A 26485-nucleotide genomic window follows, 5' to 3' on the forward strand; every position below is an offset into this window, starting at 1 on the left:
CCTGTGCCTTTCCTCACGGGATCAGCACCAGATTTCGTCACGGGGTCAGCACCACTAATTTTCCTCACGGGATCAGCACCACTTTGCCGGTGGTCCGGCGCTCCTCGAGCTCCCGATGCGCCCGCGCCGCCTCCGCCAGCGGGAAGCTGTGCACCGCCGGACGCAGCCGACCGGCGGCCGCCTCCGCCAGCGCCCGAGTCTCCAAGGCGCGCAACCCGCCCGCCCGGGCCAGCATGGGCGGACCGAGCACCACCTGCGAGGTCACTCCCTGCTCGGCCAACGCTCGGTCGTCGAGTTCGACCTGCCCGCCGGACCATCCGAACACCAGCCGCACCCCGCCCTTGCCGAGCAGCTCGACCGCGTCCGTCGCGACCTGTCCGCCGACCCCGTCGAACAGCAGGGTGGCGGGCCGGTCCCCGTAGCGTGCCCGAACCGCCTGCGGCCACGCCGGATCCCGGTAGTCCAGGGCCAGATCCGCGCCGTTCTCGTACACCTGGTCGGCCTTGGCCTGCCCGCCCGCGAGCCCGATCACCGTCGCGCCCGCGGCGACCAGATACTGCACCAGCAGGGTGCCGATCCCGCCGGCCGCGGAGGTCACCACCGCGACCGTCTCCGGCCCGACCTCGGCGAACCCCAGAATTCCCAGCGCGGTGCGCCCGGTGCCGATCATGGCGACGGCCGCACCGTCGTCGAGTCCGTCCGGAATCGCGTGCAGCCGTTCGGCTTCGGTCACGACCAGTTCGGCATACCCGCCGGGCACCTGCCCGATGTGCGCGACCACCCGCCGCCCCAGCCAACTCTCGTCCACCCCGGTGCCCACCCGGTCGACGATCCCCGCGATCTCGCGTCCGGGCACCGTGGGCAGCTCCGGCAATGGCTGGGGGCCGGCCTGCACGCCCTGCCGCAGCGAGGTGTCGAGCAGGTGGACCCCGGCCGCCCGCACCGCGATGCGCACCTGGCCCGCGCTCGGCTCGGGGTCCGGCAGGGTCTCGAACCGCAGATTCTCGGCCGGCCCGAACCGGTGAAGTCGAATGGCGCGCACGCTAACTCCTCATCTCGTCGTCGATCTGCACCCAGCCTGCAACCTCAATAATGGTTCAGGTCAAGTCGTATCCGGAGCCACGGCCGCGGCCGTCTTGTCGCCACTGCGCTGCCCACCCCGAACCGCTCTGCCGCCACTGACCGATTCTGCTGTGGCGCAGGCGAATACGATCTTCTACGGTGTGAGTGAGCTGGTGGGAGACTGTGGTGAAGCGGTTACTTTTTCTTCTGGTCGCGGGCGTCGTCGGGGCGTCGACCTTCGACTATTCGCGCGGGATCGGGCACTACGGCGTGATCGTCATCCTGGGGGTGATCGCGACCCTGCTGCTTGTGGGCAAGGCCGTGGAATAGCCGGGCGTGCGGAGTGCAGACTGGAGGGATGGATCCTGTCGCCGCTCTGCGCCAGATCGCGTACTACAAGGACCGGGCCCGCGAGGACACCCGCCGGGTGATGGCCTACCGCAATGCCGCCGACATCCTCGAACGCCTCGACGACGCCCAGCGCGAGCAGCTGGGCCGGTCGGGCGATTGGCAGTCGCTGCCGGGCATCGGGCCCAAGACCGCCGCGGTGATCGCGCAGGCGTGGGCGGGCCGCGAACCCGACGCGCTGGTGGCGTTGCGCGCGGCCGCCGAGGATCTGGGCGGCGGTGACCTGCGGGCGGCGTTGCGCGGTGACCTGCACGTGCATTCCAACTGGTCGGACGGGGTGGCCCCGATTCCGGAGATGATGGCGGCCGCCGCGGCGCTCGGCCACGAATATTGCGCGCTCACCGACCATTCGCCGCGGCTGACCATCGCCAACGGGCTCTCACCCGATCGGCTGCGGCAGCAGCTCGACGTGATCGACGAGCTGCGGGATCGCTTCGCGCCGCTGCGCATTCTCACCGGCATCGAGGTCGACATCCTCGACGACGGGTCCCTCGATCAGGAACCGGAGTTGCTGGACCGGCTCGACATCGTGGTCGCCAGCGTGCATTCCAAACTCGCCATGGATGCCGCCGCCATGACCCGGCGCATGGTGCGCGCGGTGTCCGACGGTCGCGCCGATATGCTCGGCCACTGCACCGGCCGGCTGGTCCGGGGCAGCCGCGGCACCCGTCCCGAATCGCGGTTCGACGCCGAAGCGGTGTTCACCGCCTGCCGTGACCACGGCACCGCCGTCGAGATCAATTCCCGTCCGGAGCGCCGTGATCCGCCCACCCGGCTGCTGAAACTGGCGCTCGACATCGGCTGCGACTTCGCCATCGACACCGACGCGCATGCCCCCGGCCAGCTCGAATTCCTCGGCTACGGGGCGCAGCGCGCCCTGGACAACGGCGTGCCCGCCGAGCGCATCGTCAATACCTGGCCGGTGGACAAGCTGCTGGCCTGGGCCGGAACCTCCTGAGCCGCAACAGATTCCGGCTCGGGGTCAGAGTGCCATCTTGCCGTTGTCGACGGTGTAGATCGCGCCGTGCACCGCCGAGGCGTCGTCGGAGCACAGGAAGGCGATGACAGCGGCGACCTGCGCCGGTTCCATGAGCCCGCGCGCGGCCGCGATCTTCATGATCAGCGTGTAGTCCGGGTCCTCGGGGAAGGTGAAGTTCTGCACCATCGGGGTGGTCATGCCGCCGGGGCACACCGCGTTGATCCGGATGCCGCGGCCGTCGAATTCCAGTGCCATGGCCCGGGTGAGCCCGATCAGACCGTGTTTGGCCGCGCAGTATCCGGCCGAATACGCCTGCCCCTCCAGGCCCGCGATCGAGGAGACGTTCACGATGCATCCGGTGCGCTCCAGCAGCGACGGCAGTGCGGCGCGCGAGAGATAGAACGGCGCGCTCAGATTGACGGCCAGTTCGTGCTGCCAGTCGGCGTCGGTGACGTCGGCGGTGTGGCGCATGGTGTGCGCGCCCGCCGCGTTCACCAGGATATCGATGCCGCCGAAGCGTTCCAGACAGGCCCGCACCACCTCGCCGGAGGCATTCGGGTCGGTGAGATCGGCGGCCAGCCAACCGGTTTCGGGTCCGTCGAGGGCCTCGCTCAAGCGGGCCTTGTCCCGCCCCACCCCGAACACCTGCGCGCCGCCCGCGCGCAGCGCGTCCACCACCGCGCGCCCCAGCCCGGAGGACGCCCCGGTCACCACGGCCACCCGTCCACCGAACCGCCCGGCCTCGTCGCCAGCCATACCTGTCTCCCATCCATGCGCGTGCTGAAACGCGTTCCAGTTTCAGCCGGGTTCACGGTAACCGCATCGCGCCCGGCGCGTGGCCGGTCAGCGCTCGGTGAGCAGGACGATCGAGGCCAGGGTGGCGGTGAGCAGGGCGAAACAGCCGTGGGTGAGAACCACGCGCAGCGGCAGATTGCGCTCGTGCGGCGCCCGATGCGCCGCACCCGGCCCGCCCGCCGCGGTCAGCGACCGGTAGGTCGGAATCCAGCGAATGAACATGGTGACGCCGAGGATCGCGGTGGTCGCCAGCAACGCCACCGCGGTGGTGGCGAGGCCCTGGCCGCCCACCACCACGAACGTGGTCCAGGCGGCCGCCGTGGTCAGTGCGAGTGCGACATGCCCGAAGACGAGCGCGGGTGGCAGCCGGCGGTGCCGGCCGTGGCGCACCCGCGCCCGGCGCACTTCACTACGCGTCAACCAAGCGCTGAGAATCCACGCACCCGAGATCGCGGTGCAGACGAGTGTCGCCAACGCTGCGTACCTCACCCCTACGAGCGTAGCCAGCCCCCGCCCCTCACGACCCGAAAACGTTGAACCCCCGCACAATTCCAGCTACCCGGTCACCGGAGCTCCAGCGATCCGATCGCTAACCCGCGGCTGATCGCGGTCCAACCTTTCCGGACGAGGCACTAGTTCGGGGACCGATGGGACAGCGCCTGGGTCGCGACCGACGTCGCGGCTCGGCATGCCTGCCCGGATTCAGACTGGGTAGGGAGGATGACCTGGGTGTAGAGCAGTTCACTGATTGTCCCGCCAGAATTCGAACGATACTGGCCTGGCCAGGTGTCCCAGCGCTTGGTCGTCGTGGTGATCACGCATCGGCCGGAGCCGCTCGTCTGGCTGATGTCCCACACTCGCGACGGGAATCCGTTGATGGTGGAGCGCTTACCCATGAACAGGTTCGGGTCGCTGATCATGACCGAAACCATCGCTCCGGGAGGTGTGTCCGAGCCGTCACTGCCGCGCCACTGACAATTCTGTTGGGCGGGTGTGGATTTGTCGGTGAGGTCGGTCAGGTTCACTGCGGTCTCGACCTCCGACAGGGATATCGAGCCGCACAGGTCGTATCCGTGTAGCGAGTCGCTCGGATAGGCGATGCGCTTGTACGCCCCGCTCTTCATGGTCGCGACGATGGCGTCGACCGCGCGATCGCGAGCCGGGCATGGATCGACATCGGTCAGTTTCCGCCCATTTTGGTCGGCGCTCGCGTGCAACAGAACTCCCGCGCCATCCGCCAGACGAACGGTCGCGTCGCACCAGGCTCCGTTCTCGGATGTGCCCTTCGTGATGTGTATCGGTCCACGGTCGGTTGACACCGCATCCGATGAGGCCAGGTCGGCGGTGTGGGGGCCGAGGATCGTCCAGACAGCGATGCGTCCCTGGTCCTGGCCGATGAGGGGCAGGTTCAGGTTGCATCTGACGAAGTCGGCCGGTTCGATTGTGATCGCGGCACCGACGGTCTTCAGATCGGTGAAGGTGGTCGGTGTGATGAATCCGCAAGGATCCAAGGTCGTCACGTCTCCGATCGGTGGTACCGCCGCCGGGGAATCGGTGTCGCTGTCACAGCCCACGGCGATGCCGGCGACGAAGAACAGGGTGGCGATGGACGCCATGGTCCTGCCGATCCGACGACGGTAGAACACGGCCCCTCCAACACTCCGGTGAAGCCAGGCGTGTGGAAACCCTGGCGCGCCCAGGCTAATGCCTGTCTCGAACGTTGGACTCAGCAGCCTCACATATGATTCCGGCGAGTGTGCCTTCCCCGCCGACCGGTAGACACCCGACGACCGTGTCGGCCATCGGCCACCGAACTTCGAGGCTTTCGAACCGTTGCTGTATCCGGTCTTGCCGTGTCGCGCGCGGTTCGGGACGGTCGGAGGCGCTGGGACGGTGACCACACTGTCGTGCCGAAGCTGCGCTCGGCGGAACGTGCAGGGAGGATAGGGGTGAGCCGAACCAAGTTCGTCGACATCGATCATCGCGGGTTCCGGGTCCTCGACGACGCGCTGGACGTGTGGCTGGCCTACCTGGTCGAGGAGACCGGCGAGGTTGCGCGGACCGAGGCTTGGCTGGGTGACCTTGCGGGGAGCTGCCGATCATCTGCAGCGGACGAGTGGGGCGACCAGATCTCCCACGCGCTCGGTGGGGAGATCATTTCAAGTTGACGCTGAATTCCGGCAATACTTGGGGTGGTCGCGAAAAGTCTGCGGAAGAATTTGGTCAACGCATGCTTGCTGAATTCCAAAAAAGAAGAAACGGATGATGCGTCTGATCGAGACGATTTGGAGAAGAACTTCGACCGGTTCTTCGAAACCCTCGACAAACTCTGGGGTGCTGGAGAACTTTCCGCAACATTTCTATCGCAAAACTGATGTGTGAAAAGTTGGGTCGGACAGAATCTTGTGGACTCTCAAACGAGAGGGATCACTTTTACGCAATCAAACGCGGTCTTCCCTGCTTTTGAATCGGCGGTAGCTATGCTGCGGAAAGTGGTGGATCGCGGAGGTGGAACGAGATGGGTTACAGATCCGGCGAGTATATGGCTTCTCAGGTTCACGGCACAGTCTGGGGGAGTGCTCTGAGCTAGGAGACGGCCTTTGGGAAACTGAGCCTTTTTCATCCTTGGGTGGCGTGGATTTCGCGGTCCTGAAGGGCGTGAACAGCTTTGGCGAGCTGTCCGGCCTTGTGCGGGCAGCAGCGTAGCTTCCGCAGTACTTTCCAGCTCTCGAGCTGGGCGTTGGCGCGTTCGCCGGGGCGGCGTAGTTTCGCGGTCGGCGGCCTTCTGTGGTTCGGGCTTGCCGCCGCTCTTGTATGGGGTTAGCAACCCCACCGGCAAGCGATGCGAAGCTGTAGCCGCCCACGTGTCTCTCCACCAGGCACCCGTCAGAAAGAGTATTTTCCACAATGCGAGTAGATCTTGATCGCGTCGCGCAGGTCGTGCGCGCAGCAAACGAATTCGACTGGACTTGGACCATCGATGACCTGCCCGCCTTCAGCGAACGCGTGGGCTGGCAGGTGACCGACGTCGACAAACAGTTCCCCCGATTGGTCACCAATCTGGATGTCAACCGCACCGACGCTACCGTCAGCCTCCACAACAACCGAGCCAAACCCGAAGTCTCGCGCCCGCTCCAAGAGATCACGTTCCGCGCCACCGATGTAACACCCGAAGATCCCAGCGAAAAGCCGGAATTGGATCAGGCGTTCAACGAGCTCGCACAGCGAATCTTCGACGCCGTCGGGGAACGACCCACCAAGTGGTGGATCGAACCGAGCCGTGGGCTTCGATGGGACCTCCCCACCGTCGTAGTCGAGTTGACGGCCAGTGAGCGGTCGATCTCCATCTACCTGGTCAGCCCCGCATACATGAAATGGTCGGATGACAACGACGAATCCCTCGATGCCGAGGAGTAGATCTCGCATCCCGAGCATGATGTACGACCGGCGCGCACGCGGCCGGTCGGCCGCAATTGCTGGAGGTGATCGAGTGAAGCGTCTGTTCGCGCACGTGGCTCTTCACCGCCCGCCGCACGAGAAGGCACCAGCACGGCGAGAATTCTTCCTCGCCAAACCATTGCGAATCAACCAGATTCGAGCCGGCGGCTGCCAGCAACGGCACGAATCTACATCGGCAATCCGGTCTCACGGCTGTCGAGGCATCGGTACCTGGGCCGGTGCGGTGCCGGCGGGGCGGCTTAGGATCGGCGCATGTTCGATCTCGGGGCGGGCCGATGAGCCTGGCGACCCTGCTCACGCTTGCCGATTCGCGGTTGCCGATCGGCGGGCACGTGCATTCCGGCGGTGTCGAGGAGGCGGTCGCGTCGGGGTTGTTGCGCGATGTGGCCTCGGTGGAGTCGTATCTGCGCCGGCGGGTGCGGACTTCGGGGCTGGTCGCCGCCTCGCTGGCGGCGGCCGTCGCGGCCGGGGCGCTGGATCCGGGTCGCGCCGAACTCGAGGCCGATGCGCGCACCCCGTCGCCGTCGGCGCGGGCGGCGTCCCGCGCGCAAGGGCGCGGGCTGTTGCGATTGGCCAAACAGGTGTGGCCGCAGGCCGATTGGTCGGGGCTGGGGGCGCGCCCGCACCTGTCGACCGTCTTCGGTCTGGTCGCCCTCGCCTGCGACGCCGCGCCCGAGGACATCGCGGCCGTCACCGTCTACACCACCATGACCGGTGCGGCCACCGCCGCCCAGCGCCTGCTGGCCCTCGACCCGGCCGCCATCGCCGCCTGCACCGTCCGCCTCGCCCCCGTCTGCGACGCCACCGCCCGCGCGGCCGCGAAATCGCTTGCCGCGCTGTCGGATCCGCTGCAGGACGTGCTCGCCGAACGCCACCTGCATCGCGAGCTGCCGCTGTTCGCGTCGTAGCCGGCTACCGGGTGGGTAACACCCGGTTCACACCGCTGGGCAAGGATGGGGGTGAAAGGAGCCCACATGCCACCTCACCTCATCGACGGGGAACCGCACGACCACAGCCACGATCGGCCCAAGCGGGAGCGCACGCCCGGGGAGCCCTTGCGGATCGGGATCGGGGGACCGGTCGGGTCGGGCAAGACCGCGCTGACCGCCGCCCTGTGCCGGCAGTTGCGGGACGAGTTGTCGCTGGCGGTGCTGACCAACGACATCTACACCACCGAGGACGCCGACTTCCTGCGCCGCCACGCCGTGCTGCCGGACGAGCGGATCACCGCGGTGCAGACCGGCGGCTGCCCGCACACCGCGATTCGCGACGACATCACCGCCAACCTCGACGCCATCGACGACCTGATCGAGGCCAATCCGCCGCTGGATCTGATAATCGTCGAATCCGGCGGCGACAACCTGACCGCCACCTTCTCCTCCGGTCTGATCGACGTGCAGATCTTCGTGGTCGACGTGGCCGGCGGCGACAAGGTGCCGCGCAAGGGCGGACCGGGCGTCACCTGGTCGGATCTGCTGGTCATCAACAAGACCGATCTGGCGCCGATGGTCGGCGCGGATCTGTCGGTGATGGACCGGGATTCGACCAAGGTGCGCGAGGGCCGGCCGTTCGTGTTCACCTCGCTCACCGAGGACCCGGCCGCGACGCCGGTGCTGACCTGGGTGCGCGAACAGCTGCGGCTGGCCGCCGAACAGGACGCGGCCGCGAAGGCGGGCAGTGCCCATTCGCACTGAGCTCCGCATCACCGCGACCGCCGGGTCGTCGCCGCGCATTCACGCGGTCGGCGGCCTGGCGGCGCGGCGCACCGGAATCGACACGGTGCATCTGATCGGCACGGCCGCCACCCCGCTGGGCGGCGACGTGCTGGATATCGTGGTGCGCGTGGGGGAGGGCGCGCGACTGGCGGTCCGCTCGGTGGCGGCCACCATCGCCCTGCCCGGCCGCGAAACCCGTAAGTCGCTGGCGCACTGGCATTTCGAGGTCGCCGCGGGCGGGGAACTGGATTTCGATCCGGAGCCCACCGTCGTCGCGGGCGGCGCCGAACACGAGACCTACACGACCGTGCGGCTGGAAGACGGTGCGCGCCTGCGGCTTCGCGAGCGGGTGCAGATCGGGCGCACCGGCGAGGACCACGGCAACTGGAGCGGTGAACTCACCGCCGACCTCGGCCCGACGCCGCTGCTACGGCACCGCCTGGAACTGGGCGCGGACGCCGTGACGGACGACTCCCTGACCGGCCCCCGCGCGGTGGAGAGCGTCCTCACCTACCCCGACGACCGCACCGCCGAAACCACCGGCCTGGACGCGGCATTGCTCCCGCTGGCCGCGGGCGGCACCCTCTACACCCGCACAGCTCGACTGCTCACGGTCTGACCGCGCGTTCCCCGCAAACACCCCGAGCCGCCCGAATCCCACATCCCGCCCGCTGGACGATAGCCTTGCGGCCGAGCCGCTTTCAGAATTCGGCGGCCTGAGCGGCTTCAGCACGCAGTGGGCTGAGCGGCTTCGGCATTCGGCGAGCTGAGGGGCTTTCAGCATTCGGTGAGGTTCACGGCGAGGCCGCCTCGGGCGGTCTCCTTGTATTTGACGCTCATGTCGGCCCCGGTCTCCTTCATGGTCTTGATGACCTCGTCGAGGGAGACCTTGTGGCTGCCGTCGCCGCGCATGGCCATGCGTGCGGCGGTGACCGCTTTGACCGCGGCCATGCCATTGCGTTCGATGCAGGGGATCTGCACCAGGCCGCCGACGGGATCGCAGGTCAGCCCGAGATTGTGTTCCATGCCGATCTCGGCGGCGTTCTCGACCTGTTCGGGGGTGCCGCCGATGGCCTCGGCGAACGCGCCCGCGGCCATCGAGCACGCCGACCCGACTTCGCCCTGGCAGCCGACCTCGGCGCCCGAGAGCGAGGCGTTCTCCTTGATCAGCATGCCGATCGCGCCCGCGGTGAGCAGGAATCGGATGATGCCCTCCTCGTCCGCGCCCGGCACGAAATGCGCGTAATGGCTCAGCACCGCGGGCAGCACCCCGGCCGCGCCGTTGGTGGGCGCGGTGACGACCCGCCCGCCGGCCGCGTTCTCCTCGTTGACGGCCATGGCGTAGATGGTGGTCCATTCGGTGCGGTGCATCATCGGATCGCCCTCGGCGCGCAGCTGCCGGGCCGAGGCGGCGGCGCGGCGGCGCACCTGCAGACCACCGGGCAGGATCCCCTCCCGCGACAGCCCACGGGAGACGCACTCGCGCATCACGTTCCAGATGTCGAGCAGCCCGCGGCGGATCTCTTCCTCGGTGCGCCAAGCCTTCTCGTTCTCCATCATGAGCGAGGAGATCGACAGCCCGGTCTCGCGGGCGAACTTCAGCAGCTGCGCCCCGGTGGTGAAGGGGTAGGGCAGCACCGTGGTGTCGTCCTTGTCGGGATCCGCGCACACCGAGTCCTCGTCGACCACGAAACCGCCGCCGACCGAGTAGTACGTCTTCTCCAGCAACGGGATGCCGTCGCGGTCGTAGGCGAACAGCGTCATGGCATTGGCGTGGTAGGGCAGTGCGCGGCGCATGTGCAGGATGAGCTGAGTGGGCTCGTCGAACGTGATCTCGTGGCTGTCGCCGATCTCGGTGCCCAGCAACCGCAGTCGCCCGCTGCGCCGGATGCGCGCCACGTCCTCATCGGCGACATCGGGATCGACGGTATTGGGGGAGTGGCCCTCGAGCCCCAGCAGGACCGCCTCGGGGGTGGCGTGCCCGCGGCCGGTCGCGCCGAGCGAGCCGAACAGTTCGACGCGGACCGCGGCGGTCTGGGACAGCAGGCCGTCCTCCTTCAGGCGGCCGGCGAAGAACTGTGCCGCGCGCATCGGGCCGACGGTGTGCGAGGAGGAGGGACCGATTCCGATGGAGAAGAAGTCGAAGACCGACAGGGCCATGGCTGAACCTTTGCTAGGGCGTGGGTGTGGGAGTTGCTCAGGCGGGCAGCAGATTTCGATCCGACTGCCCGGTTTCCTCGGTGGGGCCGGCGCCGAGCACATCGGGGCCCGCGCCGAGCACCTCGTCGAGCCCGACGATCTCGTTCTCGTCCGCGGCGTCCAGCACCGGATCCGGCCCGGGCAGCCCCGCCCGGTGCGCCCGCACCCCGGCCTGCACCGCCCAGTAGTAGGTGCCCAGCGCGGCCACCGCGACCAGCGCGATGTCGACGCCGCCCGGAATCAGCCCGGTGCCACCGAAATCGGGTGAGCCCAGGGCGGACACGGTCGCCATGAAGATCAGGAAGGCGACCATCCACCAGGCCGGCGCCAGCTGCCGGGCCAGTCCCCGGTCACCGCGACGCCACAGCACCGCGACCGCGACCGGCACCGACAACAGCGTGATGAACACGATGCGACCGGTATTGGGCCAATGCGTCCAGTACAGTGCGCACGCGGCGAGCGTGAAGGCCAGCGGCGTGACCAGATTGGCGGCCGGCAGCCGGAACGGTCGCGGCAGTTCGGGTTTGGTCTTGCGGAACACCCCCACCGCGATGGGGCCGATCAGGTACGAGATGACCATGGCCGCGGACACGATGCCCGCCAGCGCGTGCCAGCTGTGGCCGACGGTCAGCAGCAGGATCAGCGAGAAGGCGAGGTTGAGCCACATGGCCGGGCGCGCGGTCCCGTAGCGGGGATGCGATTCGGCCAGCTTCTTGGGGAAGAACCCGGTGGCCGCAAGGTTCTGGACCATGTACGACGCGGAGGCGACATTGGCGATATTGGCCCCCGAGGGCGAGATGAACGCGCCGAACTGCAGCATGATCACCAGCCAGCCGAGCATGAGCAGCTTGGCGATATCGACGAACGGCGAGTTGAAGTTGATGCCGACCCAGCCGTGCGCGGCGAGCTGCTCGGGCGGGACCGCGCCGATGAAGGCGATCTGCAGCGCCATGTAGATGATCAGGCCGATCGACAGCGCGCCGACCAGGGCGGCCGGAATGGCCCGGCCCGGATTCTTCGCGGCGCCACCGAGATTGACGACGGCCTGGAATCCGTTGAACGCGAACACGACTCCGCAGGTGCTCACCGCGGTCAGCACCGACGACCAGCCGTTCGGCGCGAAACCGCCGTAGCCGTGGAAGTTCTCGGTGTGGAAGCCGGACGCGATGAGCGAGACCACCGCCAGTACCGGGATGCCGAACTTGACGGCGGTGAGCAGGTTGTTCACCTTGGCCAGCAGCCCGACCGACCAGTAGCAGCACAGCCACAGCACCACGGTCAGCACGAACGCCATGCCCATGCCGGCCAGGGTCAGCGAGCCGTCCTGCATCAGACCCTGCGCCCAGGAGAAGCTCCACGACGACATGTACTGGGTGCTGGCGATCGATTCGATCGGAATGAGTGCCGCGACCGCGATCCACACCGCCCAGCCGGTGATGAAACCGAGCACCGGTCCGTGGGAGATGGAACCGAAGCGGGCCATGGATCCCGGAAACGGGTAGGCGGCACCGACTTCCGCGTAGGACATGGCGATCAAGCCTATGAACACCGCGCCGATCACCCAGGCGACGATGGCGGCGGGCCCGGCGACCTGGGCGGCCTGTCCGGCTCCGAAGAGCCAGCCCGATCCGAAGATCGAGCCGATGCCGATCATGATCAGGGCGAACAGACTCAGCCCTGTGCGGTTCGCGGAAGGAATGTCCATGATGTGGACACTACGGAGCAAACCAGTGCGCTTGAACGGACAAATGTCCTGATTAGCACCGGATTCGGAGGGCGTCAATGCCTCGTCGGTACGGCGCTCGAATCACATTCTGGGCGCTGAGCACATGACCGGCAACACACCGGGCCGCACCCCGTTTTCCCGCCGCGCACCGAATCGCGCACCGCGCGCGGGGTTTTCGCCCGGGTACGCGTGCGCGGCGGGAACCGAACCTCACCGCCGGTTCCCACCGCGAGCGCACATCTGCTTGCTGAAGCGGCTGTCGTCGCGAGGATTACAGAGGAGCTGTCAGTCGCCGACGACGCGGGGTGGTGCGTTGAAGCTGTTCACCGCGCCCACGACGGCACCGACCGCGGCACCCGCGGCGGCCGCGGGAACGGCGATGACCGCGGCGCCCACCGCGGCGCCGAGGGCGGGACCGGCGACCAGGCCGACCGGAACGAAACCGGCGCCGACGACGAGCCCCAGCACGCCGCCGACGGCGGCGGAGGTGAGCTCGATCGGGGCGGCGGTGGCGGCTCCGGCGACAGCGCCCATGGCGGCGGTGCCGATGGTCTGCCCGGCGATACGGTCGGAGCGAGAGCGCTCCATGCCGATCGAGTCGAGGAAGGTGGCGAGGTTCGCCTCGACCTGTGCGGCATTGTCATTGATCTGGATCGCCTGTTCCTTGTCGATCCAGTCGGGTGCCGGGACCTGCACGTCGCCGAAGCGGAACATGCCGGGCGGCGGGGCGATCGGCGGCACGGCCGGCACCGGGGCCGGCGGGTGCAGCACACCCACGGGGGCCAGGTAACTCTTGTCCGGGGCCTGCCGCGACCACTGGATGGAGCTCTTGGTGTCACCCGGAATGTGGAGGCCCTCATAGGGACTCACGTTCGGGGAGTCGGCGGCGGGCCACTGGGGCTTGGGCGCGTCGTCGTGCTGCGCCACGGGAGCGACCTCGGCTGGGGCGGCGTTGGCGGCGCCCTGTCCGACGATCGCCAGGACTAGCGGAACCGCGCCCGCCGCCACCACATTTCCGACCTTGTTGCGGTGGGGGTTCAGTGCCCGGTGCTTACCTGCGGCCATGCAAGACCTTTCGTTCGCGGGAACATCGACGACCGACATTCGAATCCACCGCGCGACCGGATTGGTGAAGAATCGGACAACTGGAAATAGTTGCCATAGCTGAAAGTTAGCTAACTGATGGGTAACTGACGTGAGAAAGGCCGGAATCCCTGGTGAGGGCTTCCGGCCTCGCTCACGCGGCACTCACTCCTGGGTAGCTACCGCATCCGCGGCCGGAGCGTCGGTCGCGGCCACCGGGGCACCCGGGGTGGCCGGGGCCAGGTACCCGTTGACCGCGCCGACCGCGCCGCCGACCACGGCGCCCACGGTCGCCGCGGGCACCGCGATCAGGCTCGCGGCCGCGGTGGCGCCGATGGCCGGGCCGAAGACCCAGCCCGCCGGCGCGAACGGCGTGCCCGCGATCGCGCCGATGAAAGCGCCCATGGCCCCGCCCGCGAGCTCGAGCGGGGCGGCCACGCCCACGCCCACCGCGGCGCCCACGGCCGCGGTGCCCACGGTCTGCGCGGCCATGCGATCCGAACGGCTCGGCTCGAAGCCGGCCGAATCGTAGGTGCGGGCCAGATCGGCCTCCGCGCCCGCCGACAGCGCGTTCACCTGGGCGGCCTGGTCGGCGTTCATCCAGGCCGGGATGTCGATCACGGTGTCGCCGAAGCGCAGCTTGCCCTCGGGCGCGGCGATGGGCGCGACCTCGGGTGCCGACATCGGGTCGGGCTGATGCAGCTTGCTCTGATCGACCGGCGCGAGCGGCGCGCTGGGGATGTCCCGCACGCCGGTGGCCGAATTGCGCCCGACCCGCACGGGCGCGACCTGCGGGGCCGGCGCGAGCGGTGCTCCGTCGGCCGCGGGGGTGTCGGCCGCGGGGGCGTCGGCGGGCGGGATCTCGGCCGCGGTGGCGTCGAGGTACTTGTGCGCGCCCTCGGCCGTGGTCTGCGGCATCGGCACCGCGAACTGACCGAAGGGGGTGTCGACCACCACGCCCGGTGCGGCGTCGGTGCCGTCGGGCTGGGTGGCGGCGGGCTGGTTCTCGACCACCGCCGGGGTGTTCTCGTCGGACGAAACCGGTTCGGCTGCACTGGTTCCGGCGGCCGCCAGAGCGGCGACCAGCGGCAGCGCGCCCGCGACCGCCAGGGAACCGAGGCGGAGCCGGGTGGGCGAAACCGAATCGACCGGTTGGCGTTTGCCCATGAATGACCTTTCTCCCGAATATCAACGGATGTCGAACATTCGGATCCGGCCGGTGTGCCGGATTGGTCGGGTCACGCAACCCCGGTCAAGCCCCTGTAGAGACCGAACGGAATGAAATGGGACGGCCGCCGTCAGCCGGCGCGCTGCGCCGTCGATTCGCCCGGTTTGTCGTTCGCCACGGATTTGCCGTTCCCCGAACCGGATTCGGCGCCGATCTGTTTGGCGAGCTGGCGCGCCTCGTCCGGATCGTCGAGCGCTTCCAGCGCCAGGCGCGCGAACACCCACTGCTCGGTCGCGGCCATCTGACCGCGGTGGCGGCCCAGGAACGAGACGAACCACTCGAGCACGGTCACGAAGCGGCTGCGGAAGCCGACCAGGTACCACAGGTGCAGGCCCAGCCACGCCAGCCATGCGAAGAAGCCGCTGAACTCCAGCTTGCCGACCTGGCAGACCGCGTTGAACCGCGACACCGTGGCCATCGAGCCCTTGTCGAAGTACTTGAAGGGCTTGCGGTCCTCGGGCTTCTGCTTGCCCTCCGCCTCGGCCTTGATGGCCTTGGCGGCATAGGTGCCGCCCTGGATGGCGCCCTGCGCCTGCCCGGGCACGCCCGGCACCGACATCAGGTCGCCGACCACGAAGACGTTCGGGTAGCCCTTGATGGTCAGATCCGGTTCGACGATGACGCGCCCGGCGCGGTCGGTCTCGGTGCCCTTGGACTTGGCGGCCAGGATCTTGCCCAGCTCACTGGCCTGCACGCCGGCCGACCACACCTTGCAGGCGGATTCGATGCGCCGCTCGGTGCCGTCGGGGTCCTTCACCGTGACCCCGCGCGCGTCGACATTGGTGACGATGGCGTTGAGCTGGATCTCCACGCCCATCTTCTCGAGCCGCTGCTGCGCCTTCTTGCCGAGCTTCGGGCCCATGGGGGCCAGCACCGCGCCCGCGCCCTCGATGAGGATGACGCGCGCGTCGCGGGTGTCGATATTGCGGAAGCTGCCGTCGAGGGTGCGGTCGGCGAGTTCGGCGATCTGCCCGGCCAATTCGACGCCGGTGGGGCCCGCGCCGACGACGCAGAAGGTCATGAAGCGGTCGCGGGTCTCCTGATCGGGGGCCAGCTCGGCCTCCTCGAACGAGCCCAGGATGCGCGCGCGCAGCTCGAGCGCGTCGTCGATGGTCTTCATGCCCGGCGCGTAGGTGGCGAAATGATCGTTGCCGAAATAGGACTGCTGCGCGCCCGCGGCCACGATGAGGCTGTCGAACGGGGTGATGTAGTCCTGGTTGAGCAGCCGCGAGGTGACACTGCCGCCCTCGACGTCGATATCGGTGACGTCGCCCATGATGACGCGCACGTTGTGCTGTTTGCGCAGCACGATGCGGGTGGCCGGGGCGATCTCGCCGACGGACAGGATGCCGGTGGCGACCTGGTACAGCAGCGGCTGGAACAGGTGGGTGGAGGTCTTGGAGATCAGGGTGATGTCGACATCGGCCTTGCGCAGGTGCTTGCAGGCGAACAGTCCACCGAACCCGGACCCGATCACCACCACGCGATGACGCTGTGCGACGGATTTCTCGGCGTTCATCTAGTTCCTGCTCCTCGCCATACGGTGAAACTACGACAACTCACCCGTAACGGTAGTGCAGTGTGAGCCGCGCAGCCCAATCAGGACCGACCGAAAACAGACCTTTCAGACAACTTTCTAAAAGATACAAGATCGGCGGTCGGTCCCCGAGGATTATTCGGATTGCCGTGTCAGCGGTCCGCGGACCAGGCGGTTCAGCGTCCCTGGAACAGCAATTGCGCCACGTGCGTGGTGGTTTCGGCGCCGTCGGCGTAGCCGCCCTGATCGCCCTGCTCGGTCATGATGGCGAGGGTGTAGCGCTCACCGGGTCCGGCGAAGCCGACCGAATTGACGACCCAGCCGCCCTGTTCGTCCGACCAGCCGTTCTTCAGCCCCGGATTCATGGCCGGGCCCGCGCCCCACACGCCCCAGTGCTGATTGGTGTCGACGTGGCGCATGCGGTCGAGCAGGTAGGCGCGGTCGTCGGGGTGCATGCGGGTCAGCACGTTGTCCATCAGCCGATCCAGGTCGGCGGGGGCGCACTGCTGGAAACCCCAGTCCGGGAACAGTTTGACCTGTTCGAGGGAGGTGGTGGGCGGCAGCGGAACCAGACCGGTCATCCCGTTGGCGCGGAAGGCATTGTTGAACGCCATGCGATCGACGCCCGCGTACTTGTTCCACAGGATGTCGGCGGCATTGTCGTTGGAGGTTGCCAGCATCGACTCCATGAGCGCGCGGTCGTCGGGGCCGAGCTGGATGGCGCCGACGCGCGCGCGGTTCAGCAGATCCTCCGCGATCGCCAGCTTGATGGTGGAGGCGGTCCAGAAGTTGGTGTCGGCGTTGGCATTCCGGTAGCTGCCGCCGGTGACCCGGTCGCGCATCACATATCCGGTGACGCCCGGACGGGTGGCGAGGTAGGCGTCGACCGCGGCGATGCGGTTGCTCATATCGGCGTCGAATCCGGCGATCGGACCCTGGGTGTGCACCGGCACGGCGCCGGCCACGGGGGCGAACGCGGGTGCGGCCGGAATCAGTGCCGCGGCAGCGAGGACACAAGCGGAGGAGGCCACGCGCCGGGCCTTGGGGGAACGCACGAGGGAACACAATAGAGGGCACTATGCCCGATACGCACGTCTTGCAGGCCATCGCCACTTCTGTTATCGAATCGACACTGTCGCAGCGGGATTCACGTGCGTCAGCGGAACGCCGCCTGTAGCTCCTCGATGGTGCGGCCGTTGAGGCGATAGCAGTGCTCGAATGCTTCGGTGTGGCGTTCCCGCGGCCACGACTGCAGGACCACGCCCCGGCCGTAGTGCCGGGAGTTGACGAGCTCCCAGCGCTCTCCCACCCGGCGGACCGTGAATCCGGTTCTGGGCACCAGGGGAATCACCGAGGCAGACATCGACGCGAACCAGCCTTTCCTGACCAACTACGAACCTCCCCGAAAGGCACTGTCGCATACCACACTCGAATTCCCCGGTGACGCGCCCGAGCAAATTTCGGGCGTGTGGCAGGTGTCACCCGGCGAGCCTGGAGGGCCGGTGTTTGCATGTCGTTCGCCGACTGTATAAACACAGCTCGTGCACATTCACCGGGCCGAACGAGCGGATACGCTCGCCGACGCGTTGGCCGAGCTGCTCGCCGATCCGCTCGGCGATCCGTTCACCCCGGAAGTAGTGGCGGTTCCCGCCAAGGGAATCGAGCGCTGGTTGAACCAGCGACTGTCGGCCGTGCTGGGGACGGGTGCGGGTGTTTCGTCCGGAAACGATGGTATTTCGGCGAATATCGATTTCGCCGATCCGGCGGCTCTGGTGGGGGCGGTGCTGGCGGAGGCGACGGGGGTGGATCCCGAGCAGGATCCGTGGTCGCCGGACCGACTGGTTTGGACGCTGTTGCCGGTGCTCGACGAGGTACTCGATCAGCCGTGGGCGGCGATCCTGGCCCGGCATCTCGGGCATGGCGATGCCGGTGGGCATCGGATCGGACGGCGCTACGCGACGGCGGCGCGCATCGCGGCGCTGTTCGACTCCTATGCGGCACAACGGCCCGCCATGATCACCGACTGGGCCGACGGGCGCGACACCGACGGCGCGGGCTCGCCGCTGCCGGAGGATCTGCACTGGCAGCCCCTGCTGTGGCGGCGGGTGCGCGAGGTCGTCGGGGTGCCCGGGCGCGCCGAACGGCTGGGCGCGGCGTGTGCGCGATTGCGCGCCGAACCGTCGATCGTGTCGCTGCCGGAACGGATTTCGCTGTTCGGGGTGACGCGGCTGAGCGCCGATCAGCTGGAGGTGCTCTCGGCGCTGTCGTCGGGCCGGCAGGTGCACCTGTGGCTGGTGCATCCCAGTCCGGCGCTGTGGACCAAGCTCGCCGACGCCGAGGTGATCCCGAATCCCGGTGTGCGCGTGCGGCATCCGCTGCTGGCGGCGCTGGGCCGCGACGTGCGCGAGTTGCAGCAGCGGCTGTCGGGATACGACCGCATCGACACCTATCACCCGCGGCCGGAGCCGGCCGCGGACGGCGGGCGCACGCTGCTGTCGGAACTGCAGTCGGCCATCCGGCAGGACCGCTGGTCGCTCATGCCGGATCCGGGCCTCGCCGACGGCACCGTGACCGTGCACTCCTGCCATGGCCCCGCGCGGCAGGTGGAGGTGCTGCGCGACGCGCTGCTCGGCGTATTCGCCGCCGACCCGACCCTCGAACCGCGCGACGTCATCGTCATGTGCCCCGACGTGGAGAGTTACGGGCCGCTCGTGCGTGCCGCGTTCGGGCAATGGTCGCTCGACGGGGCCGAACCGGGGCATCCGGCGCACGGATTGCGGGTGCGGCTGGCCGACCGCGCGCAGCGCGCGGTCAACCCGGTGCTGGATGTGATCGGCACCCTGCTGACCCTGGCCGACGGGCGCGTCACCGTGACCGAGGTGCTGGATCTGTGTGCGGCCGAACCGATTCGGCTGCGCTGCGGCTTCGACGACGACGATATCGAACGGCTGCGGGACTGGGCTACCGAGACCGGGGCGCGCTGGGGGATCGGGCAGCGGCAGCGGCAGGCGTTCGGGCTCGGCGACTTCGCGCAGAACACGCTGAACGCGGCGGTGGATCGCATCCTGCTCGGGGTGGCGGCGGGCGAATCCAGTGAGGACTGGCTGGATCTGGTGCTGCCGCTGGACGATGTGGACAGCAACGACATCGACCTGGCCGGGCGGTTCGCGGAATTCATCGACCGGCTCGCGGTGTGCCTGCGGGATCTGCGCGGCGCCACGCTCGAGGAACCGGCCGGGGCGGCGCGGCCCGCGGCCGAATGGTCGGCGGTGCTGGGGCGCGCGCTGGACCTGCTCACCGAGCTGCCCGCCGCGCAGGGCTGGATCGGGGTGCAGGCGCGGCGCGAACTGGCCACCGCGCTCGAACCCGCCGGGCGGATCGCGTTGCGGCTCAGCGATATCAGCGCCCTGCTGACCGCACGGCTGGCCGGGCGGGCCTCGCGCGCCAACTTCCGCACCGGTGAGCTGACCGTGTGCACCATGGTGCCGATGCGGTCGGTACCGCATCGGGTGGTGGTGCTGCTCGGGCTCGACGACGAGGCGTTCCCGCGCGCGGGCGGCGTGGACGGCGACGATGCGCTGGCGCGGCATCGGCTGCCCGGCGATCGCGATCCGCGCAGCGAGGACCGGCAGCTGCTGCTGGACGCCATCATGGCGGCCGGGGAGCGACTGGTGTTGCTGCACACCGGATGTGACCCGGTGTCCGGCGCGCATCGCCCGCCGGCGATTCCGCTCGCGGAAGTGCTCGACACCGTGCGCGCGCACGTCGGAGCGGCCGGGATGGAGCGGGTGGTGCGGCGACATCCGTTGCAGCCCTTCGATCGCCGCAACTTCCGCGTCGAGGACCCGTTCAGCTTCGAGACCGTCGCGCTGGCGGGCGCGCAGGCCGCCGGGCGCACCCCGCAGCCGCGCCCGTTGTTCCTGTCCGCGCCGCTGCCCGGTGGCGAGCGCGGGGATGTGGAGCTGGCGGATCTGGTGGCGTTCGCCGAACATCCGGTGCGCGCGTTTCTGTGGCAGCGCTTGGGGATTCGGGTGCCCGAGGACGAGGAGGAGATCGCCGATCGGCTGCCGGTCGAACTCGACGGGCTGACCAAATGGAACATGGGTGAGCGGATGCTGTCGGCGCGGCTGACCGGCGTCGATCCCGGGGTGCTGCGCGCGGCCGAGTGGCGGCGCGGCACGCTGCCGCCGTTCAGCATGGGCGCGGCCGTGCTCGATCAGGTCGAGGGGACCGTGGACCAGCTGGTGCGGGTGGCGCGGCCGCTGCACGAGATTCCCGCGCGCACCATCGATATCGCCGTGGATCTGGGCGAGGGCCGCCGTCTCACCGGCACCGTCCCGGACGTTCACGACGATACGCTGCTGCGCACCACGTTCTCGCGGCTGGCCCCCAAACATCGCATGGCGGCCTGGATTCGGCTGCTGGCATTGGCGGCCACCCGCAGCCACCAGTCCTGGCGGGCCATCACCATCGGGCGCGGCAAGCACAATCGGCCCGCCTGGCAGTCCACCCTCACCGCGCCCACCGCGGCCCTGGCGCGCGGCATCCTGCGCGATCTGGTGCTGCTGCGCGACGAGGGGCTGGCCGAACCGCTGCCCATCGCCCCCTGCGCCTCGGCGACCTATGCCGAACGCCGCCTGGCCGGGGCGTCCGCCGAGGACGCGCTGCTGGCGGCCGAACAGGACTTCGACGACCGCTTCGGCGAACACACCGACCGCTACTTCCGCCACATCCTGGGCCCGGCGCCGCGTTTCGACCAGCTCACCGCGGCCGCCGCCCCCGCCCTTCCCGGAGTCGACTCGGAACCCACCCGTTTCGGTGAATTGGCGCGCCGCCTCTGGAATCCCTTGCTCACCAACGAGAATCAGGGGCAACCATGACAGCCGACGACCTGTTCTCGCTCACCGATCCCGCCGGTGAGGGCTTGTGGACCGAGCCCGCCGCCGTGGCTGGGACGCAAGGGGATTCGTCGAGCGCGGGGTCGGCGACGGATGCGGAGTCGAACCGGTTCGAGCTGACCGGGCCGTTGCCGGTGGGGACGACGGTGCTCGAGGCGAGCGCCGGCACCGGCAAGACGTACGCCATCGTCGGGTTGGCGGTGCGGTTCGTGGCCGAGATGGGCGTGGACGTCTCGCAGTTGCTGCTGGTGACGTTCAGCCGGGCGGCGACGCAGGAGCTGCGGGAGCGGACGCGCGATCGGTTCGTGGGGGTGGCGACCGCGCTGGCCGATCCCGAACGGGCGCTGGCCTCGACCGATGAGCTGATTCGGCATCTGGCGCACGGGAATCCGGGGGAGGTGGCGGCGCGCCGCGAGCGGCTGCTGACGGCGCTGTCGGATTTCGACGCGGGCACCATCGCCACCACGCACAGCTTCTGCCAGCGGATGCTCGACGAGCTCGGGCTGGCGGGGGAGCAGGACCCCGGGGTGCGCCTGGTGGAGGGGATCGAGGATGTGGTGTCCACGGTCGCCGACGATCTGTATCTGAGCCGATACGCGCGCGCTGGCGCGCCGTTCCCGGTGGCGGATGCGCAGAAGCTGGCCGCGGCGGCGGTGGGGGACCCGCACGCCCTGCTGCAACCCGACGCCGAGAGCGAGGACGATCCGGCCGCCGAACGGGTGGCGTTCGCGGCGGCCGCGCGAGCGGAAACCGCGCGGCGCAAACGGCTTTCGGGACTGCGCGACTTCGACGATCTGCTGGTGCTGTTGCACGGGGTGCTCGCCGATCCGGAACACGGTCCGCGCGCGTGCCGGCGCATCCGGGATCGCTACCGGGTGGCGCTGGTCGACGAGTTCCAGGACACCGACCCGTTGCAATGGGACATCCTGCGGCGCGCCTTCCACGGGCACGCGACGTTGGTGCTGGTCGGCGATCCGAAACAGGCGATCTACGCCTTCCGTGGGGCCGAGGTGCTCAGCTATCTCGACGCGGTCGCGCACGCGGACGGCAAACTCGAGCTCACCACCAATCGGCGCAGCGACGCGGGCCTTTTGACCGCGCTCGAGCATCTGCACGGCGGAGCCGCCCTGGGGCACAAGGAGATCACCGTGCACCGGGTGGCGGCGACCCGGCCGTTCTCACGGCTGTCCGGGCCGCCCGACCGCGTGACGCCGCTGCGGTTGCGGTGCCTGCCGCGCAGTGGGGCCGGGCCGCTCAACCGGTCCGGGTTCCCGACGGTCGGTCGCCAGCGTGAACGCATCGCCGTCGACGTGGTCGCCGATATCGTGGCGGTGCTCCAGTCGGGGGTGCGCATCGATGCGGGCACACCGCGCGAAAGGCCCATCGGTCCCGGCGATATCGCGGTGCTGGTGCGCTACAACAAGCAGCTGGATCTGGTGCGCAAGGAACTCGAGGCGGCGGGTGTGGCCTCGGTATTGGCCGGGGGCGCCAGCGTTTTCGGCACGCCCGCGGCCACCGACTGGCTGTGGGTGCTGCACGCGCTCGAGCAGCCGCATCGCGGTGACCGGGTGCGGCTGGCCGCGGGCACCCCGCTGCTGGGGTACAGCGCCGCCGACATCGACGCCGGGGGCACGGATCTGGTCGGCCGCCTCAGCGCCGAACTGCGCGACTGTGCAAGGCTTTTCGCCCGCGCGGGTTTCGCCGCCGTCGCCGAAAGGCTCGCCGCCGAAACGAAACTCGCGCCCCGGCTGCTGGCCCTGGAGGGCGGCGAACGCCAGCTCACCGATCTGCGCCAGATCGCGCAGCTGCTCGACGAGACCGCACTGCGGGAGGGCATGGGTTTGTCCGCGCTCACCCGCTGGCTGGCCGACCGGGTGCGCGACCCGGCGTCGGGCAGTGTCGCCGGGCGCAGCCGACGGCTGGACCGCGACGCCGAGGCGGTGCAGATCGCGACCGTGCACGCCAGCAAGGGCCTCGAATTCCCGGTCGTGTACCTGCCTTTCGCGTGGGACACCGGCAAGATGCGCAATCCGCCGACCCTGCTGTTCCACGACGAGCGGGGCCGCCGGGTGCTGGATGTCGGCGGGCCGGACGCGCCCGGGTACGCCGGTCGCCGCAAGCGCGCCGAGGACGAGGAGCAGGCCGAGGAACTGCGGCTGCTGTACGTCGGTCTCACCCGCGCGGGCGCGCAGGTAGTGGCGTGGTGGGCGCCGGCGTTCGACACCCAGATCTCACCGCTGCACCGGATGCTGCTGGGTCGCGAACCCGGCAGCCCGGCCGTCGCCGACAAGGTGCCGGTGCCCGCGGATTCGGTGGCGCTGGAACGGCTCCGGGAGTGGGCGACCGCCGCCGAACCGGACGTGATCGCCGTCGAACCCGTCCGCGAGATCACCCGCGCGCGGCTGGCGGTCGACGAAACCGCTACCGGTGCTGAGGCTTTGGCGGTCGCCCGATTCGACCGGACCCTGGATCAGGCGTGGCGGCGCACCTCCTATTCCGCCCTGACCGCGGGCGCGCACGACGCGCTGCCCGCCACCGATCTGCCCGAGGGCGGCATCGCCGACGAACCGGCCACCCCGTCGGTGCTGGGCGACGATCTCGACGTGTTCGCGGGAGCCCTGCCGTCGCTGATGAATTCGCTGCCCTACGGCGCGGAGTTCGGCACCCTGGTGCACGAGGTCCTCGAATACGTCGACACCGACGCCCCCGATCTGGCCGCCGAGATCCAGGCGCGCTGCCTGCACGCGGTCGGCGAGCAGATGTTCGACGCCGACCCGCAGGTGCTCTCGGACGCGCTGCTGGCGGTCATGCGCACGCCACTGGATTTCGGGACGCTCGCCGGGGTCGCGACCCGGGATCGGTTGAGCGAGCTGGATTTCGAGCTGCCGCTGGCCGGCGGCGACCACCCCACCGGGGAGCGGGTGACGGTGCCGCGCATCGCCGAACTGTGGCGGCGGCACGTGCCCGGCGACGACATCTTCGGCCCGTACGCCGACCAGTTGGCGCATCTGGACGAGACGCCGCTGCGCGGCTATCTCACCGGCAGTATCGACGCGGTGCTGCGCATCGCCGGGCCGCGGTTCGTCGTGGTCGACTACAAGACCAACCGGCTGGGCACCGGGGACCTCACCGTCGCCCACTACACGCGCGAACGCATGGGCGCGGAGATGATGCGCTCGCACTATCCGTTGCAGGCGATTCTGTATTCCGTTGCGTTGCACCGGTATTTGCGGTGGCGGCTGCCCGGTTACGATCCGGCCGCGCATCTGGGCGGCATCCGGTATCTGTTCGTGCGGGGCATGGTCGGGCCCGAAACACCCGACGGCGCGGGGGTTTTCGAATGGCATCCGCCCGCGCCGCTGGTGGTCGAGTTGTCGGCGCTGCTGGCCGGGGAGACGGGAGTGCTGCGGTGACCGGGATTCAGTTGGCGCAGCGGGGAACCGGGATGCTGGCGGTGTTCAACAACGCCGGGGTGCTCTCGGCCGCGGACGTGCACGTGGCGTTGCGGTTGGCGCGGCTGGGCGGGGAACGCTCGGAGGCGGTCGTGTTCGCGACCGCGCTGGCGGTGCGGGCGGTGCGCTCGGGATCGGTGTGCCTGGAAGTGCGGCGCATGCACGAGATCGGGGTGGACGCCGAGGGTACCGAGGAATCGGCCATCGACCCGGCCACGCTGCCATGGCCGCCGGTCGACTCCGTCATCGCCGCCTTGCGCGTCAGCCCGCTGGTGACCGGCAGTCCCGCCGGGCCGCTACGGCCGCTGCGGCTGATCGACCCGCCCGGCGGCGCGGACGCCGGGCCGCTGCTCTACCTCGACCGGTATTACCGGCAGGAGGAGACCATTCGCCGGGTGCTCACCGAGCGGGCCGCCAGCCACCCGATGGTCGACGCGGAACTCGTTGCGCGCGAACTGGATCGGCTCTTCCCCGACACCGCCGGGCCGGGCGAGCCGCCCGACCGGCAGCGGCTGGCGGCCGCGCTGGCCGCCACCCAGTGGACCACCGTCGTCGCGGGCGGCCCCGGTACCGGCAAGACCCACACCATCGCCCGGGTGCTGGCGCTGCTGGTCGCGCATCAGCAGGCCATACCGGACGCGCCCGCCCTGCGCATCGCGCTGGCCGCCCCGACCGGCAAGGCGGCCGCACGCATGCAGGAATCCGTGCGCGAGCAGGCCGGCGACATCGGGCTGCCCGAACTCACCGCCGCCACCCTGCATCGGCTGCTGGGCTGGCAGCGCGGCGGGGCGGGGCGGTTCAAGCACAACGAGTTCAACCGGCTGCCCTACGACGTGATCGTGGTGGACGAGACCTCCATGGTGTCGTTGACCATGATGAGCCGGCTGCTGCCCGCCGTCCGCCCCGACGCCCGGCTGGTGCTGGTCGGCGACCCCGACCAGCTGGCCTCGGTCGACGCGGGCGCGGTGCTCGCCGACCTGGTCGCGGGACCCGTTCCGGGACAGGCGAATCCGGCGCTGGACCGGATTCTCGGCGGGGATCTGCGCGCCACCGCCGCCCATCCCGACGCCCTCTCCGGGCGCGAACGCGAACGGTTGCGCGGCGGGATCGTGCGCTTGACCCGTGGGCGTCGCTTCGGCGGGCGCATCGCCGAACTGGCCGTCGCCATCCGCGCCGGAGACGCCGACGCCGCGCTCGCGCTCTTGGCGGACGGCGGTGAGGAGCTGTCGCTGTACGCGCCCGACGACATCGCCGAGGTGCGCGCCGACGTCCTGTGCGCCGCCCGTGACGCCACCGACGCCGCCCTCGCCGGTGACGCGCGCGCCGCCCTCACCGCCCTCGAATCCCACCGCCTGCTCTGTGCCCACCGCCAAGGCCCCTACGGTGTCGAGCGCTGGGATCGGCTGGCCGCCGGCTGGGTCACCGCCGCCGGCATCACCGCCGAACCCGGTGCCGCCCACTGGTATCCGGGCCAGCCGCTGCTGGTCACCGCCAACGACCACGAGGCCCGCATCTACAACGGCGACACCGGCGTCATCGTCCGCATGCCCGACGGCACCCTGCGCGCCGCCCTTCAACGGGGCACCGACCCCTACCTCGTGCACCCCACCCAGTTCCCCGGCGTCACCACCGTGTACGCCATGACCATTCACCGCAGCCAGGGCTCGCAGTACAACACCGTCTCGGTCATCCTCCCCGGCCCCGAATCCACCCTGCTCACCCGAGAGTTGTTGTACACGGCCGTCACCCGAGCCCGTCGCCACGTCCGCATCCTCGGGACCGAAGCCGCCATCCGCTCGGCCATCGACCGCCGAGTCCTGCGAGCCAGCGGCCTCCGCAACCGCGAATAGCCGGACCGGGGTCGTGCTCGGTTATTTCTGGTCGAGGAGGCCGGCCGGGTCGGCGGAGGCGGCGAGGTCGGATTGGGTCGCGCGCCGCGTCGAG

General features: G+C 69.5%; 21 protein-coding genes and 1 pseudogene. 10 read left to right on the forward strand and 12 right to left on the reverse strand.

From position 1 onward, the window contains the following. Positions 1-64 precede the first annotated feature (64 nt). The gene (locus D7D52_RS08365) at positions 65-1042 is read right to left on the reverse strand and encodes a zinc-binding dehydrogenase (protein ID WP_120735801.1); all 978 of its coding nucleotides are present in this window, start codon (positions 1040-1042) and stop codon (positions 65-67) included. Between the two features lie 206 nt (positions 1043-1248). Between D7D52_RS08365 and D7D52_RS37640 the strand changes: the two genes are divergently transcribed. After that, a complete protein-coding gene (locus D7D52_RS37640; protein ID WP_162958212.1) occupies positions 1249-1392 on the forward strand; it encodes a hypothetical protein in 144 nt (47 codons plus the stop codon). Between the two features lie 28 nt (positions 1393-1420). Further along, a complete protein-coding gene (locus D7D52_RS08370) occupies positions 1421-2428 on the forward strand; it encodes a PHP domain-containing protein (RefSeq protein WP_120735802.1) in 1008 nt (335 codons plus the stop codon). 24 nt (positions 2429-2452) lie between these two features. Here the strand turns inward: D7D52_RS08370 and D7D52_RS08375 are convergent, their stop codons facing one another. The 3 genes from D7D52_RS08375 to D7D52_RS08385 all read right to left on the reverse strand — a co-directional run bounded on the left by D7D52_RS08375 (position 2453) and on the right by D7D52_RS08385 (position 4890). After that, on the reverse strand, positions 2453-3205 hold the full coding sequence (locus D7D52_RS08375; RefSeq protein ID WP_120735803.1) for an SDR family NAD(P)-dependent oxidoreductase: 753 nt from the start codon (positions 3203-3205) through the stop codon (positions 2453-2455). Positions 3206-3292: 87 nt separating this feature from the next. Next, positions 3293-3733 (reverse strand): hypothetical protein, encoded by a 441-nt coding sequence (locus tag D7D52_RS08380; RefSeq protein WP_162958213.1) that lies wholly within the window; start codon positions 3731-3733, stop codon positions 3293-3295. A gap of 143 nt (positions 3734-3876) precedes the next feature. Next, on the reverse strand, positions 3877-4890 hold the full coding sequence (locus D7D52_RS08385) for a hypothetical protein (RefSeq protein WP_162958214.1): 1014 nt from the start codon (positions 4888-4890) through the stop codon (positions 3877-3879). A gap of 303 nt (positions 4891-5193) precedes the next feature. On the opposite strand from D7D52_RS08385, the gene D7D52_RS08390 reads away from it, so the two are divergent. After that, positions 5194-5412: a hypothetical protein gene (locus D7D52_RS08390; protein ID WP_162958215.1), complete on the forward strand. Its 219-nt coding sequence runs from the start codon at positions 5194-5196 to the stop codon at positions 5410-5412. Between the two features lie 451 nt (positions 5413-5863). On the opposite strand, the pseudogene D7D52_RS39045 reads toward D7D52_RS08390, so the two are convergent. Continuing rightward, positions 5864-6071: pseudogene (locus D7D52_RS39045) on the reverse strand (IS5/IS1182 family transposase); the annotation flags it as partial. 80 nt (positions 6072-6151) lie between these two features. On the opposite strand from D7D52_RS39045, the gene D7D52_RS08400 reads away from it, so the two are divergent. The 4 genes from D7D52_RS08400 to D7D52_RS08415 all read left to right on the forward strand — a co-directional run bounded on the left by D7D52_RS08400 (position 6152) and on the right by D7D52_RS08415 (position 9037). After that, positions 6152-6661: a DUF6301 family protein gene (locus D7D52_RS08400; RefSeq protein ID WP_162958216.1), complete on the forward strand. Its 510-nt coding sequence runs from the start codon at positions 6152-6154 to the stop codon at positions 6659-6661. Between the two features lie 317 nt (positions 6662-6978). After that, complete coding sequence (locus D7D52_RS08405; RefSeq protein ID WP_120735808.1) at positions 6979-7611, forward strand: urease accessory protein UreF; 633 nt, start codon at positions 6979-6981, stop codon at positions 7609-7611. A 66-nt stretch (positions 7612-7677) separates the two neighbouring features. Beyond that, positions 7678-8397, forward strand: a complete 720-nt coding sequence (gene ureG / locus D7D52_RS08410; protein ID WP_120735809.1) for an urease accessory protein UreG — start codon at positions 7678-7680, stop codon at positions 8395-8397. After that, positions 8387-9037: an urease accessory protein UreD gene (locus D7D52_RS08415; protein WP_120743921.1), complete on the forward strand. Its 651-nt coding sequence runs from the start codon at positions 8387-8389 to the stop codon at positions 9035-9037. Before ureG ends, D7D52_RS08415 begins: the two co-directional genes overlap by 11 nt. 158 nt (positions 9038-9195) lie before the next feature. Here the strand turns inward: D7D52_RS08415 and D7D52_RS08420 are convergent, their stop codons facing one another. The 7 genes from D7D52_RS08420 to D7D52_RS08450 all read right to left on the reverse strand — a co-directional run bounded on the left by D7D52_RS08420 (position 9196) and on the right by D7D52_RS08450 (position 17554). Continuing rightward, positions 9196-10578 carry an L-serine ammonia-lyase gene (locus D7D52_RS08420; RefSeq protein ID WP_120735810.1) on the reverse strand — a complete coding sequence of 461 codons (1383 nt, stop codon included), beginning with the start codon at positions 10576-10578 and terminating at the stop codon, positions 9196-9198. A gap of 37 nt (positions 10579-10615) precedes the next feature. Beyond that, positions 10616-12322: an APC family permease gene (locus tag D7D52_RS08425; protein WP_120735811.1), complete on the reverse strand. Its 1707-nt coding sequence runs from the start codon at positions 12320-12322 to the stop codon at positions 10616-10618. A 306-nt stretch (positions 12323-12628) separates the two neighbouring features. Next, entirely contained in the window at positions 12629-13408 is a 780-nt protein-coding gene (locus tag D7D52_RS08430) for a hypothetical protein (protein ID WP_246023693.1), read from the reverse strand. A gap of 183 nt (positions 13409-13591) precedes the next feature. Continuing rightward, positions 13592-14593 (reverse strand): hypothetical protein, encoded by a 1002-nt coding sequence (locus D7D52_RS08435; RefSeq protein WP_120735812.1) that lies wholly within the window; start codon positions 14591-14593, stop codon positions 13592-13594. A 131-nt stretch (positions 14594-14724) separates the two neighbouring features. Further along, entirely contained in the window at positions 14725-16173 is a 1449-nt protein-coding gene (locus D7D52_RS08440) for an NAD(P)/FAD-dependent oxidoreductase (RefSeq protein ID WP_120735813.1), read from the reverse strand. A gap of 194 nt (positions 16174-16367) precedes the next feature. Then, positions 16368-17258, reverse strand: coding sequence for a serine hydrolase (locus tag D7D52_RS08445; protein WP_187703126.1), 891 nt, complete (start codon positions 17256-17258; stop codon positions 16368-16370). Positions 17259-17347: 89 nt separating this feature from the next. Beyond that, a complete protein-coding gene (locus D7D52_RS08450; RefSeq protein ID WP_120735814.1) occupies positions 17348-17554 on the reverse strand; it encodes a hypothetical protein in 207 nt (68 codons plus the stop codon). Between the two features lie 178 nt (positions 17555-17732). On the opposite strand from D7D52_RS08450, the gene recC reads away from it, so the two are divergent. Genes recC through recD form a run of 3 tightly spaced genes read left to right on the forward strand, consistent with a single transcriptional unit; the run spans position 17733 to position 26391 of the window. Beyond that, positions 17733-21071, forward strand: a complete 3339-nt coding sequence (gene recC, locus D7D52_RS08455; protein WP_120735815.1) for an exodeoxyribonuclease V subunit gamma — start codon at positions 17733-17735, stop codon at positions 21069-21071. After that, complete coding sequence (locus D7D52_RS08460) at positions 21068-24502, forward strand: UvrD-helicase domain-containing protein (RefSeq protein ID WP_120735816.1); 3435 nt, start codon at positions 21068-21070, stop codon at positions 24500-24502. Before recC ends, D7D52_RS08460 begins: the two co-directional genes overlap by 4 nt. Continuing rightward, a complete protein-coding gene (gene recD, locus D7D52_RS08465) occupies positions 24499-26391 on the forward strand; it encodes an exodeoxyribonuclease V subunit alpha (protein WP_120735817.1) in 1893 nt (630 codons plus the stop codon). Before D7D52_RS08460 ends, recD begins: the two co-directional genes overlap by 4 nt. Positions 26392-26485 lie beyond the last annotated feature (94 nt).

The sequence above is a fragment of the Nocardia yunnanensis genome (assembly GCF_003626895.1).
In the GTDB taxonomy this organism is placed as follows: Bacteria; Actinomycetota; Actinomycetes; order Mycobacteriales; family Mycobacteriaceae; genus Nocardia; species Nocardia yunnanensis.